Here is a 12,276-nt window from a genome sequence, read left to right on the forward strand (position 1 = left end):
GATTGGGCTGAGCAGCGATGATGTGCAGTTGTCGACTAGGTGTTGCCAAGGCGCTCGAAATCTGCGCGAGCGTCGCGGGCGGTATGGATTTGACCGCTGTACCTGTGCGCGATCAGCTCGAACGCTGCCGGCAATCGGTCATCGATGACAAGATGGTGGCACTCGTCGAGGTGGCCACCCCGAACCGTCGCATTGCGCCCGAACTTGGTGATGTCGGCCACGAGCACGGACGTTCGTGAATTGGCAGCGATGGATTGGCGTGCCTTGACTTCATCGACATGGAAGTCGAGCAGCGTGCCGTCCTGATCAACGCCGCCGACGCCGAATATCCCGAAATCAGCGCGAAAATTCGAGAAGAAACGCGCAGCGGCTTCGCCAATGATATCGCGGTCGAGCGGCCGCAGCGTGCCGCCCGCGATGCTGATTTCCACATCGGGATTCTGCGCGAACGCTGTGGCGACGTTCAGGCTGTTGGTGATCACCCGCAGATCCCGTCGGCGGGAGAGTGCCTGCGCGACATATTCGGGCGTCGTGCCGAGCCCGATCATCAGCGACGTCCCGTCGGGAATGAGTTTGGCGGCCGCGTGCGCTATCCGCCGCTTGGCGTCGGCGTTCAACCTATGTCTGCTGCCGTAGGCGAGGTTCTGGTTCTGGACGGGGAGGCTGACCCCGCCATGCACCCTCCGAAGCAGCCCTTGGTCGCAGAGCGCATTCACAAGGCGGCGAATGGTCTGCTGCGTCACGTCGAAACGTGCCGCAAGCTGCTCGATGGAGGCGAAGCCTTGCTCGCGCACGATCTCCAGGATGTGGGACTGACGTGTCGTGGCGGCCCTGAGCATCGGATCTCCGTTCCCAACGAAAGTATCATTTGAACGTCGAAGACGCAATTTTCTGTTTCATATGGTGTCACGCTATGTTCATATGAACATAATAGTCGCTACGCCGATGAATGCGCGCGGCTCAAAGGGAGGGGCGCATGGACCGGTCTGCCTGTCGTGACCGGCCTTGCGTTGCTCTGTTGGAGCGAGCCGCCGCCAGCGTGCGTAGCTGCATCATGCTGAGAGCGAACCGGCCATGTCGGCGATTACGCTGAGTCATGTCTCCAAGTCCTGGGGCGCGATGCGCGCCGTCGATGACGTCAGTCTTACGGCGGACGAGGGCTCGCTGCTGGTGCTTTTGGGACCGTCCGGCTGCGGCAAGTCGACCACGTTGCGGCTGATCGCCGGCCTCGAGGACGCCGACGGCGGCACGATTGCCATCGGCGGCGCCGACGTGACTCACCTGACGCCGGCGCAACGGAAGATCTCCATGGTCTTCCAGTCCTACGCGTTGTTTCCGCATTTGAGCGTCGCCGAGAACATCATCTTCGGTCTGCGCGTCCGTCGCGTGGCGCGTGCCGAGCGGGACGCGCGGCTCCGTCGCGTGGCCGACATCGTCGGTCTCGGCCATCTGCTCGAGCGCAAGCCGTCGCAGCTGTCCGGTGGCCAGCGCCAGCGCGTTGCGCTGGGACGCGCCATCATCGCGGAGGCGCGGGTCTGTCTCATGGATGAGCCGCTGTCCAACCTGGACGCCAAGCTGCGGCACGAGATGCGGACTGAGATCCGCGCGTTGCAGCAGCGTCTTGGCATGACGATGGTCTACGTGACCCACGATCAGACCGAAGCCATGACGATGGCGGACCGCGTCGTGCTGATGCGCGACGGCCGTATCGAGCAGAACGGTTCGCCGGAAGAGCTCTACAACCGGCCGGCAACGGCCTTCACGGCGCGGTTCATTGGCACTCCCCCGATGAATCTCGTGCGACGGAGCGATCATCTCATCGGCATCCGGCCGGAGCACATCCGCATCGTGTCGGACGGCGATCATGGGGCGCGCGTCAAGGCCGTCGAGCATCTCGGGGCCGACAGCATCGTGCTGTGCGAGATCGATGGTCAGCCAATCTCGGTGCGATCCGATGGTTTCAGCAAGGTTAAGCCCGGCGAGGATGTCCGGCTGGCGTGGGACCCCGCGAACGAGCATCAGTTCGATCCGACGTCGGAATGCCGGGTGGAGAGTTCGGTCAGGGAGTGCCTGCTGGCTGCATCCGGTCGGTAGCAGCGGCGGTCAAGGGATAACGAGGGAGAGCGAAAGATGTTTGCGCGACGAACGATGTTGATGGCAGCTGCATTCGCGGTCTTTTCCATGGGCGCGCGTCCCGCCGCCGCGGTGGACCTGACGATGTATTATCCGGTGGCGGTCGGCGGCCCCGTCACCAGGATCGTCGACGATATGGTCTCGCGCTTCGAGAAGGACAATCAGGATATCAAGGTGACGGCGGTCTATGCCGGCAACTACACAGACACGATGACCAAGGCGATGACCGCAATGAAAGGCGGGCAGCCGCCGCAACTGTCGGTGCTGCTGTCGACCGACGTGTTCACGCTGATGGACGAGAACGCCATCGTGCCGTTTGACGGCCTCGTCAGTGACAAGGCGTGGTTCAAGGACTTCTATCCAGCATTCATGGCCAACGGACAGATCGACGGCAAGACCTGGAGCATACCGTTCCAGCGCTCGACCATCGTACTGTATTGGAACAAGGACGCCTTCAAGGAAGCTGGCCTCGATCCCGAGAAGGCGCCGGCCTCCTGGGACGAAATGGTCGAGATGTCGAAGAAGCTCGTCAAGAAGGACGGCGGCAACACCACGCGTTGGGGCGTCGAGATTCCCTCGACCGGCTACGGTTACTGGATGCTGCAGGCGCTGGCGATCGAGAACGGCCAGAAAATGATGAACGAGGCCGGCACCGAGGTCTATCTGACCGCGCCGAAGACGGTGGGCGCGCTCGATTACTGGGTCGACCTGTCGCGCAAGCACAGTGTCATGCCGTCCGGCAGCGTCGACTGGGCGACGCTCCGCACCGACTTCCTCGAAGGCAAGACCGCGATGATGTGGCACACCACGGGTAACCTCACGGCCGTCAAGGACGCCGCGAAATTCCCGTTTGGTGTCGCTATGCTCCCGGCCAAGGAGCGGCGGGGCTCGCCGACCGGTGGCGGCAGCTTCTACATCTTCAAGAGCGCGTCGCCCGAGCAGCAGAAGGCCGCCGTGAAGTTCATTCAATGGATGACGGCGCCCGAGCGCGCGGCGGAATGGAGCATGAAGACCGGCTATGTTGCCGTGTCGCCGGCCGCTTACAAGACAAAGGCGATGGAAGAGTATGCCAAGGGCTTCCCGCAGGCGACCGTCGCGCGCGATCAGCTCGAGCATGCGGTGCCGGAGCTCTCGGTCCACGAGAACGGCCGCATCTACAAGTTCGTCAACGACGCGATTCAGGCCGCGGTCACGGGGGCGCAGAAGCCGCAGGAGGCGCTGGCTGCCGCACAAGCCCAGTCCGATCGCGTGCTGCGCGCCTCGAAGTAAGGGAAATTGCGGGATGGCGGTACGCCGCCGTCCCGCTTCCTCGGAAATGTCCGACGCCGCGGCCGCATCGCTAGTTTCTGAACGCCGCGCTGGATCGCAGGCGTGGTGGAATGCCGTGAACGCCTGGCTGCTGCTGTTGCCGGCAGCCGTCCTGCTGATAGCGTTCACCCATTACCCGATCCTGGCGACGATCCGGCATTCGCTGTTCATCACCAAACGCAACGGCACCGAGGTCTTCGTCGGCCTCGACAGTTATCAGGGGATGGTCGCCGATCCGATCTTCTGGAAGGCGCTGGTCAACAATTTCTGGTTCGCGCTCGGCACGATTCCGACTTCGATCGCGCTCGCGCTCGTGATGGCGATCTGGGTCAATCGCAACATGCGCGGCCGCGGCTTTCTGCGTCTCGCCTACTTCACGCCGACCGTGCTGCCGATGATCGCGGTCGCCAACATCTGGCTGTTCTTCTACACGCCGGATTACGGCCTGCTGGATCAGTTGCGCGGCGTTTTCGGTCTCGCCGGCTGGAACTGGCTTGGCGATCCCTCGACGGTCATGGAGTGTCTGATCGTCATGGTGATCTGGAAGGAGGCCGGCTTCTTCATGATCTTCTATCTGGCGGCGCTGCAGCAACTGTCGCCGGATCTCGAAGAAGCCGCCTCCATCGAAGGCGCAAGCCGATGGTATACGTTCCGCCGGATCACGTTTCCGTTGTTGATGCCGACCACACTGTTCGTGGCGATCAACGCGGTCATCAACTCGTTCAAGCTGGTGGACCACCTCGTCATCATGACCAAGGGCGGGCCGAACAACGCCAGCACGCTGCTACTCTACTACATCTATGAAGTCGCCTTCACCTTCCAGGACTCCTCTTACGCCGCAACGCTGACGGCAGTGCTTCTGGTGATCCTGAGCGCGGTCGCGCTGATCAAGTTCGGCTATCTCGATCGCAGGATCCACTACCAATGAGAGGCCGAACACATCCCGTCGAGGCCGTCGCGGCCTGGGTGCTCGCTCTGATCTGGCTTGCGCCGTTGGCCTATGCCTTCTGGAGTGCGCTGCATCCGGCCGCCTATGCGACCTCGTTCAGCCTATCCGCGCCCTGGACGCTGGAGAATTTTGGACGGGCCTGGCGGCAGGCGCCGTTTGCCCGCTATTATCTGAACACGGTCGTCCTGGTGACGTTGATCCTGGTCGGGCAGCTCATCTTGTCAACGCTGGCGGCTTACGCCTTTGCGCGCTTCAAATTCAGGGGCAGCGGCATCGCCTTCGCGCTCGTTCTGCTCCAGCTGATGATTATGCCCGACGTTCTCATCGTCGAGAACTATCGCGCGATCTCGCGGCTTGGCCTGCTGGATACGATCCCTGCGATCGCGTTGCCCTATCTGGCGAGCGCCTTCGGCATCTTCCTGCTCCGCCAGACCTTCAAGAGTGTGCCCCAGGAACTGGTCGAGGCCGCTCGTGTCGAGGGAGCAGGGCCGCTGGCAATCCTGTGGCGAGTTTACGTCCCGCTGGCCCGTCCGACCTACGTCGCGTTTGGCCTCGTCTCGGTCAGCTATCACTGGAACAACTTCCTGTGGCCGCTGATCGTCACGAATTCGGTGGAAGCACGGCCGCTCACGGTAGGTCTTGCCGTGTTCGGCGCGCCTGAAACCGGCGTGGATTGGTCGGTGATCACGGCGGCAACCGTGATGACGATGGCGCCGCTGCTGATCGCGTTTCTGCTGTTCCAGCGCCAGTTCGTTCAGTCATTCATGCGTGCAGGTATCCGGTAATGCGGCTTCTCACCTGGAACATCCAGTGCGGAAAAGGTTGCGACGGGGTGACCGATCTGGCGCGGATCGTCGCCGTCGCAAGGCAGACGCTCGATGCGGACGTGTTCTGCTTCCAGGAGGTGAGCGCCAATTTTTCGAGATTCGGCGATGGTGCGGATCAGAGTGCGCAGCTCGCAGCCCTGCTGCCCGGCTACTCCGCAATATTCCGGCCGGCGATCGAGACGGTCGATGGTGATGGCAACCTCCACCGCTTCGGCAACATGACGCTCTCGCGATTGCCGGTGCTACAAATCGCCAATCACCTGCTGCCGTGGCCAGGCGCGGCCAAAGTGCGCAGCATGCGCCGTCACGCCCTGGAGGTGACGGTGCAGGCCTCATTCGGCGCGATTCGCATCGTCAACACGCATCTCGAGTTTCATTCAACCGACCAGCGCGAAGCGCAGGTCGCGAGGCTGCTGGATTTGCAGGAGGAGGCGTCGGTGAATCCCAGGCAGGCCGGTTCCCGGTACGATGAGCCGTATGGAAGCCAGACCGTCGCTGCCTCGAGCTTGATGTGCGGCGATTTCAATTTCGACGTCAGCGACCCCCAGCATGCCTTGATCGACCGGTCCAGCCGGCCCGGTCTGACCTATCGGGATGCATGGACCGCTAGTCGTGCCGACCGCCCGCGCGCACCGACTTGCGGAATCTACGACCGCGCGCAATGGGTCGATGGCCCGGACTGTCGCGACTTCATTTTCGTGACCGAAGATCTGATCAGTCAGGTTCGCAGAATCGACGTCAACGAAGCGACCGATGCTTCCGATCACCAACCTGTTGCGATCGAACTGGCGGAATAGAGAATGGCGAAGTCATCAAAACTTGTGGTCGCGCGGAAGGGCAGGGTACTCCTGGTCAGACGTCGACGCGACAAGCATTGGATGTTTCCGGGCGGCCGCAGGCGAGCCGGCGAGAGTGAGAGAAAGTGTCTCCGTCGCGAGATTACCGAAGAGCTACCCAAGCTCAGGCTTGGTGAGCTGAGGCTGTGGAAGGAAGTCAATGGCAAGAATCGCCTCACCGGCCGAAAGATGAGCGACGCGATCTTCCTGACCAAGAAGGTTTCAGGTCCATTAAAGATCGGGGACAAGAGGGAGATCGACAGGGCGGCATGGCGAAAACCGCGCGGACTCAAACTGACGCCAACCTCGCGATACATTCGCGACAAGCTGTTTCCAGAATGAGCCTTCCGTTTGGTCCCTCACTATGCGGAGCATGACCGACGCCGACAGGTCACCAAAACCTTCTAGGCGTACCTGCCGCTCTTAGATAGCTTCATACTGCGCTGAGCTCTCCGCTTCCTTTTCACAGCCGGGGTCGGAGCTTGGTGGCCCCAAACCTGAGTTGGGGAGGCGTTCTTGGCACAAACCGGACGTTCGGCCAGCCCAGCATGTCTCAGGAGCGCCAGAAGCGGACTGCCTCGCAGGCCGCGAGCGACCTGGTACACGACCGCGCAGTCCTTCCCTTCGGTTGCGTTCAGGCAAGCAGCGGGGTTTCCCGAAATTCCTCATCGATGCATCCACGCCCTCGAAATCGAAAGCAGTGTGTGACCAATGACGCTGAGGAGCGCCGCGATGCCCCATATAGTGAACATGTTCTCTTTGTAGCTTGCAGAAAAGCCAGCGCCTTCGGCGATCACATCGCCGATATACTTCCACCAGCCGGTGAGAGTGCCCGGCAACCCGCCAGTTGCATCAGCAATCGCAAGCGTTACTCCCGAGATTACGGGAAGATAGAAGACGAGAACTACGGATGCGGCGAGAACACGGAGAATGAATCGCATGAGACCCTCCAATGTATGCAATGATGGCCGCGAACTCACCGAGCCGTTGTTTCTACGTGAGTCCCTTTGAGGACAGCACCTCGAAACAATCCGCTTCGCTTACACTCATGACTGCGCACGCGCCCCTGCAAAAAAAACTGCTGCTCCCGCGCGCGCGTTTGTCGCCGAGAGCGGAATCATTTTCGGCGCGACCGCGGCGCTCTATGGCGAGATCACGGTCAAGAATGGTCGGGTCGAGCAGGCCAACTTCGACACTGCGCATTAACGAAACGCCCAATATCGAGGTCCATAGCGTCAAAGAGCTCGGAGCCACGGGCTTCGCCGTGGCAGCCCGCCTCAAACCTGAATCAAGGCGTAGGGTCGACCGCTGGGCTTCTTGATTGACCGCGCCACGTTGTAAACCCGCGCGCCTCCGGGCGTGCGGCCTTCATAGCGGCCCTGATGAGCATGGCCGTGAACGACCGCACTCACCGTAAATCGATCGATCGTTTCGCCGAGGCGTGACGAGCCGAGGAACGGAAGAATCTCCAGCGGCTCGCCTTCAACCGTATCGAGAATCGGCGCATAGTGAAGGACGACAACAGCCTGCTTGCTCGCCACCGCGCGCATCGCATTTTCGAGGCGCGTCGCTTCGTTGACGGCCTCGGCGACCAGGCTCTTGACGACGGCCTCGCCGAACGAAGCGAGCATGCGGCGGCCGAACCCACCGATGAAGCCCTTCACGCCGACGAAGGCGACGCCATCGATTTCGTACGACTGCCCGTTGAGCAGGTGCATTCCGGCGCCCTTCAAAATGCTCTTTACGTCTTCAGTCTGCCCGGACTCGTAGTCGTGGTTTCCGAGCACGCCGACAACGGGAATGGAGCAGGCGCGCAAATCCTCCGCCAGAAGTTCCGCTTCGGACGGCTTGCCGAGGTCAGTGAGGTCGCCGCAAAGGACGAGCACCCGGGCCTTGGTCGAGAGCTCGGCAAAGAGTTCCCGGAAGGACAACGTGCGGTCCTCCTTCACGTGGAGATCGCCAATGGCAGCGAAGGTGAGCGTGTCGGGTTTTTCGGACATCGCGCTACTCGCTATCCTGGTCTGCGTCGGCAAAGCCCCATTCCTCAACGGCCGGGGCATAATCGACCTGCGAAAACAGGCGCCCCCGACATATCTTCACGCGCGGAGGAGGAAGTTCGAACTGGGTCTTCAGGCGGGCGACCAGTTCGTCCATCAGCCAGCGCGGCAGGCAATCGCGCTCGCTCGGATAGGCCCAGCGGAAGTTGAGTAGATGTGCCAGAAGCACCTCCCAATGCAGCTCCATGTAGGCAAGCAGACGCCGCCAGTCGATCTGATCGTGCTGCTTGAGAATGAGATGCGCGATATCCGGGCCATCGTAACGGTGCCGCAGCTGGACGAAGGCCTTGGACCAGATCAACTCCGTCGGGGCGATGATGCGCATCGGCGTACCGAACACCTCGATGCGCGGCGCGGATTCGAACCATTGGTCGGTCACGGGAGCCATGCCATGCCAGAAAGCGAAGATCACATCGAAAAAGTGCTCGTCCTGGAAGACCTTGCCGAGCCAGCGTTCGTCCTCGATTGCGACGGTGTACCCGAGGTTGCGGAAGTGGTTGAGAACACGTGGATAGTCAGTCGGCTTGCACACGATATCGAGATCTTTGGTAGCGCGCACCACGCCGGTATAGGCGCTGAGCGCATACGTGCCGGCCAAAAGAAACGGCAGATCCAGCTTCGCGAGCTCGCGCAAGGCCTGAGTGTAAAACACCTCGGCGCGGGCCGATGGCACGATCGGCTCGGCGGCCGCAGCGATCGTCTCTATCGATCCAGTGGTCTCCTTGGCCATAATAGTTCACTCGAAGCTCATCGGCTTCGGCCATGAGGGTCCCTGTTCGACAATCGAATAGACCATGCAAAGTTCCGCGCGCCCTAGGTCCCACCGGCAACAAACCGGTTCGCAATGGTCGATGGACTTCGCTTTCAGCGTGCCTTGGCGACGTTGAGGAATTGATTCGTCTTCAAATTCGATAAGTCTTCAGCGAGCCAGAGAAGCGCGTCAAACATCTGCGCACGGCGGTCGACAACATGGGCGTATGCGGTGAGGTCCGCTATACCCCTGATAGCGGCGCGATAGCCCACCCCACCAGAGGTCCGAGGCGGGCCAAAATCCGACATGGAACGAGCCGTCGGAATGTCCCGCCTTTGGGCGAAAATGAGAGCCGCCGACTAGCGGCGTGTGCTAAATAGTAAAAGCTTCAATTCCGATCGCATCAGGCGGAATGATTAGTGATGCTTCCCGAAACCCGATACGCCAGAAGCGGCGAGGTCCATATCGCTTATCAGGTCATTGGCAACGGTCCATTCGATCTTGTCTGGGTACCGGGATTTATCTCGCATGTCGATCACGTTTGGGATGAACCTCGCTGGGCCGGCTTCATGGAACGGCTCGCCTCGTTCGCTCGCTTGATCTGCTTTGATAAGCGAGGAACCGGGTTATCAGATCAGGTTACGGCAATTCCTACGCTTGAGGAGCGAATGGATGACGCGCGTGCGGTGATGGACGCGGTCGGTTCGAAGCGCGCAGCATTCCTCGGCATTTCCGAGGGCGGTCCGATGTCACTGCTGTTCGCTGCCACACATCCTGGCCGCACCCTTGCTCTCGTACTCTATGGCTCTTACGGGCTATTTTCGACGGCCGTGATGTCGCCAGAAAAACTTGCCAGTTTCTTGGAAGAGGTTGAACAGTCGTGGGGGAGCGGAGCGCTTGTTCCCGGGTTTGCACCGAGCCTTGCTCAAGACAGGGCGTTTCGCAACTGGTGGGCTCGCTTCGAGCGGCTCGGCGCCAGCCCGTCGGCCGTGAAGACACTCATGCGGATGAACAGCGAAATTGACATCCGCGGCGTCTTACCCGTCATTCACGTACCCACGTTGATAATGCACAGAACAGATGACCCGCGCGTGAATGTCGCGGCGAGTCGTTATCTGGCCGCACACATTGCCGGTGCGCGCTACGTCGAGTTATTAGGCAATGATCACCTGTTCTGTGCAGGCGACTCACAACGGATTCTCGACGAAATAGAAGAATTCTTGACCGGGTCGCGCTCTCATTACGAAATGGAACGTTGTTTGGCGACAGTATTGATCACCGATATTGTTGGTTCGACAGAGCGCGCATGCTCGCTTGGCGACCGCGAATGGCGCCACCTTTTGGTGAGGCATGACGCGAGCGTGCGTCGCGAGTTCGCTCGATTTCGTGGCAAGGAAATCAGGACGACCGGCGATGGGTTTGTTGCAACGTTCGACGGTCCCGCCCGTGCAGTACGTTGCGCCGAGGCTGTCCGTGAAGCCGTACGCGACCTGGGCCTGGAAGTTCGGGCCGGTCTGCACACCGGGGAGATAGAGATTTTGCCGAATGATATTGGCGGGATTGCCGTACACGTCGCAGCTCGGGTTGCTCAACTGGCTGCCCCGGGGGAGATCCTAACGTCGAGTGTACTCAGGGATCTGGTTGCGGGTTCTGGTCTCCACTTCGAGGATCGTGGCGTTCATGCGCTCAAGGGACTGGTCGAAGGGGTGAGGATCTTCGCTGCGCGGTCAGCTTCAATCGTGCAGCCAACGTGATGTCCGCTCCGGGGTCATTCGCGTCGGTTTGGCCACGTGATTACCACGTCCGGTCCGGCCCCGGCTGCTGACGTGCCGGCCGCAATCGCGATCTTCGTCTTTGGGCCACATCGGGACTCTCCGCAAGGGGCGACCTCCAATTGGCTTGCGGTCGCTCGTGGATGGCTAAAAGGACCTACTAACAACACGCTTTCAAATTCTTACGCATTAACGACTGGACCGTGTCGGCATGGATGGGTCTCGATCGTCCTTGGATGGACTTCCCGGATGTGTCGTTACCTCGAGCCGTTGAAATTGAACTGGAGCAATACCGATGAGAATCACCGTCAAAGCCAATGTAGCAGCCCCGATCGATCAGGTCTGGCGTGCGTATACGACGCCGGCCGACATCGTGAAGTGGAACGCAGCGTCGGACGACTGGCATACGACCAAGGCTACGGTCGACTTGCGGGATGGCGGCGCCTTCTCGTCCCGCATGGAGGCCAAGGACGGCAGCATGGGCTTCGACTTCGCCGGTACCTATACGAAGATCGCTGAACACGAGCGGATCGAATATGCGTTCGGCGATCGAAAGGCCGAAGTCGAGTTCCTGCCCGGCCCGAAGGGCGTTCTCGTCCGCGTTGTCTTCGATAGCGAACCGACCCACTCAGTCGAGCAGCAGCAGGGCGGTTGGCAGGCAATCCTCGACAACTTCGCGCGATACGTGGAGGTGAAGGAGAAGACGTGAAGGTGTGCGAGGGCTGGAGATGGTGGTCGCTGACGGGCGTCTTCGGTTTCCGCGGAGCAACTGACAAAAACTGAATAGTGAACGGTCGGCTTAGGATCACGGCCGGATATACTCGAACTGATCACAAGATTTGGCCGACATCGATTCTATGAGCCTAGACGCTTGTTGCTGGATGTGGCAGCTTGACCGGTGCGCCGCTGTTTTCAAGTCGAAGACCAAGCCTTGGGACCGGGTGGGGTCTCCTACTACCGACGCACACCCGTAAAAGAACCGAGTGCCCCGCTAAGCGCTTTGAATAGATAGCTTTCCAGACTAGGCCGACATTGCTGCGGGCTGAGGAAGCAATGCCATTCGTATGTTTGAGACAGAAAACCTGTCCGATTTGCGATAGGCCGATGGAAGCTGCGCCGTCAGTGTCGGAGGAGGTGGAGTATCGCTGCGCCACTTGCGACGAAAGCGATCCGATGAAATTTGCCATCGTTCGCGGCTGATCGAAAGTCCTCTGAAGCCACCCGAGAGATAGCATCCCAGCATTGATCTGCGTCATCATCGCCGCGAGCGAATGATCGATGATGTGGCAATGACCGCGATTATGTTCCGCTGTCCCTCTACGCATCAATTCGTGCAGCACTGGGTTGATGATGACCCAAGTGCGGCGCGGGACTCGTTCGTGATGGTGAAATGCCCGGCCTGCGGATCCATTTCATCTGTCGGGCGACGCAACAAGCGGTCGGGGCACGAGAACGAATCCTGAGGCTTTGCGGCATTGCACTCTCTTCGACGAATCAAAACAGAACGTGTGCGGAGACGGAACCAAACCGAACCTCGCTAACTTTGTGAAACGGAAGGCACGCAAAGGAGCGGCCATGGTGGTCGATTTTTTCTCTCCGGAAGTCAATCCGGCGGACGATCGGCGATATCCCCCGTCCGCTCC

At 60.5% G+C, this 12,276-nt stretch carries 12 protein-coding genes; 8 read left to right on the top strand and 4 right to left on the bottom strand.

Going from position 1 to position 12,276, the window contains the following annotated elements:
* Positions 1-35: 35 nt before the first annotated feature.
* Positions 36-839, bottom strand: a complete 804-nt coding sequence (locus tag ACR9YP_RS17250) for a DeoR/GlpR family DNA-binding transcription regulator (protein WP_474220506.1) — start codon at positions 837-839, stop codon at positions 36-38.
* Between the two features lie 235 nt (positions 840-1,074).
* On the opposite strand from ACR9YP_RS17250, the gene ACR9YP_RS17255 reads away from it, so the two are divergent.
* The 6 genes from ACR9YP_RS17255 to ACR9YP_RS17280 are packed head-to-tail and all read left to right on the top strand — an operon-like array spanning position 1,075 to position 6,395.
* Positions 1,075-2,094 (top strand): ABC transporter ATP-binding protein, encoded by a 1,020-nt coding sequence (locus tag ACR9YP_RS17255; RefSeq protein ID WP_474220507.1) that lies wholly within the window; start codon positions 1,075-1,077, stop codon positions 2,092-2,094.
* A gap of 54 nt (positions 2,095-2,148) precedes the next feature.
* A complete protein-coding gene (locus ACR9YP_RS17260; protein WP_474221072.1) occupies positions 2,149-3,402 on the top strand; it encodes an ABC transporter substrate-binding protein in 1,254 nt (417 codons plus the stop codon).
* A 46-nt stretch (positions 3,403-3,448) separates the two neighbouring features.
* Positions 3,449-4,369, top strand: a complete 921-nt coding sequence (locus tag ACR9YP_RS17265; RefSeq protein WP_474221074.1) for a carbohydrate ABC transporter permease — start codon at positions 3,449-3,451, stop codon at positions 4,367-4,369.
* A complete protein-coding gene (locus ACR9YP_RS17270) occupies positions 4,366-5,175 on the top strand; it encodes a carbohydrate ABC transporter permease (protein ID WP_474220508.1) in 810 nt (269 codons plus the stop codon). Before ACR9YP_RS17265 ends, ACR9YP_RS17270 begins: the two co-directional genes overlap by 4 nt.
* On the top strand, positions 5,064-6,014 hold the full coding sequence (locus ACR9YP_RS17275; RefSeq protein WP_438106677.1) for an endonuclease/exonuclease/phosphatase family protein: 951 nt from the start codon (positions 5,064-5,066) through the stop codon (positions 6,012-6,014). The genes ACR9YP_RS17270 and ACR9YP_RS17275 overlap by 112 nt, the downstream gene beginning before the upstream one ends.
* A gap of 3 nt (positions 6,015-6,017) precedes the next feature.
* Positions 6,018-6,395: an NUDIX hydrolase gene (locus ACR9YP_RS17280; RefSeq protein ID WP_091898249.1), complete on the top strand. Its 378-nt coding sequence runs from the start codon at positions 6,018-6,020 to the stop codon at positions 6,393-6,395.
* 323 nt (positions 6,396-6,718) lie between these two features.
* On the opposite strand, the gene ACR9YP_RS17285 is transcribed toward ACR9YP_RS17280, so the two are convergent.
* The 3 genes from ACR9YP_RS17285 to ACR9YP_RS17295 form a co-directional block, all read right to left on the bottom strand.
* On the bottom strand, positions 6,719-6,994 hold the full coding sequence (locus tag ACR9YP_RS17285) for a hypothetical protein (protein ID WP_438106680.1): 276 nt from the start codon (positions 6,992-6,994) through the stop codon (positions 6,719-6,721).
* Between the two features lie 336 nt (positions 6,995-7,330).
* Entirely contained in the window at positions 7,331-8,053 is a 723-nt protein-coding gene (locus tag ACR9YP_RS17290; protein WP_474220509.1) for a metallophosphoesterase family protein, read from the bottom strand.
* 4 nt (positions 8,054-8,057) lie between these two features.
* Complete coding sequence (locus tag ACR9YP_RS17295) at positions 8,058-8,840, bottom strand: nucleotidyltransferase family protein (protein WP_438106682.1); 783 nt, start codon at positions 8,838-8,840, stop codon at positions 8,058-8,060.
* Positions 8,841-9,283: 443 nt separating this feature from the next.
* On the opposite strand from ACR9YP_RS17295, the gene ACR9YP_RS17300 reads away from it, so the two are divergent.
* Both ACR9YP_RS17300 and ACR9YP_RS17305 read left to right on the top strand, forming a co-directional pair.
* Positions 9,284-10,615, top strand: a complete 1,332-nt coding sequence (locus ACR9YP_RS17300) for an adenylate/guanylate cyclase domain-containing protein (protein WP_474220511.1) — start codon at positions 9,284-9,286, stop codon at positions 10,613-10,615.
* A gap of 313 nt (positions 10,616-10,928) precedes the next feature.
* Complete coding sequence (locus ACR9YP_RS17305; protein ID WP_438106685.1) at positions 10,929-11,342, top strand: SRPBCC family protein; 414 nt, start codon at positions 10,929-10,931, stop codon at positions 11,340-11,342.
* Positions 11,343-12,276: the final 934 nt, after the last annotated feature.

The sequence above is a fragment of the Bradyrhizobium sp. BR14999 genome, assembly GCF_056106085.1.

Bases quoted from the DNA above. Each gene is read 5' to 3' on its own strand.
- ACR9YP_RS17295 (WP_438106682.1), bottom strand. From the start codon at position 8,840: ATGGCCAAGGAGACCACTGGATCGATAGAGACGATCGCTGCGGCCGCC.
- ACR9YP_RS17280 (WP_091898249.1), top strand. From the start codon at position 6,018: ATGGCGAAGTCATCAAAACTTGTGGTCGCGCGGAAGGGCAGGGTACTC.
- ACR9YP_RS17290 (WP_474220509.1), bottom strand. From the start codon at position 8,053: ATGTCCGAAAAACCCGACACGCTCACCTTCGCTGCCATTGGCGATCTC.
- ACR9YP_RS17250 (WP_474220506.1), bottom strand. From the start codon at position 839: ATGCTCAGGGCCGCCACGACACGTCAGTCCCACATCCTGGAGATCGTG.
- ACR9YP_RS17260 (WP_474221072.1), top strand. From the start codon at position 2,149: ATGTTGATGGCAGCTGCATTCGCGGTCTTTTCCATGGGCGCGCGTCCC.
- ACR9YP_RS17285 (WP_438106680.1), bottom strand. From the start codon at position 6,994: ATGCGATTCATTCTCCGTGTTCTCGCCGCATCCGTAGTTCTCGTCTTC.
- ACR9YP_RS17300 (WP_474220511.1), top strand. From the start codon at position 9,284: ATGCTTCCCGAAACCCGATACGCCAGAAGCGGCGAGGTCCATATCGCT.
- ACR9YP_RS17305 (WP_438106685.1), top strand. From the start codon at position 10,929: ATGAGAATCACCGTCAAAGCCAATGTAGCAGCCCCGATCGATCAGGTC.
- ACR9YP_RS17270 (WP_474220508.1), top strand. From the start codon at position 4,366: ATGAGAGGCCGAACACATCCCGTCGAGGCCGTCGCGGCCTGGGTGCTC.
- ACR9YP_RS17255 (WP_474220507.1), top strand. From the start codon at position 1,075: ATGTCGGCGATTACGCTGAGTCATGTCTCCAAGTCCTGGGGCGCGATG.
- ACR9YP_RS17265 (WP_474221074.1), top strand. From the start codon at position 3,449: ATGTCCGACGCCGCGGCCGCATCGCTAGTTTCTGAACGCCGCGCTGGA.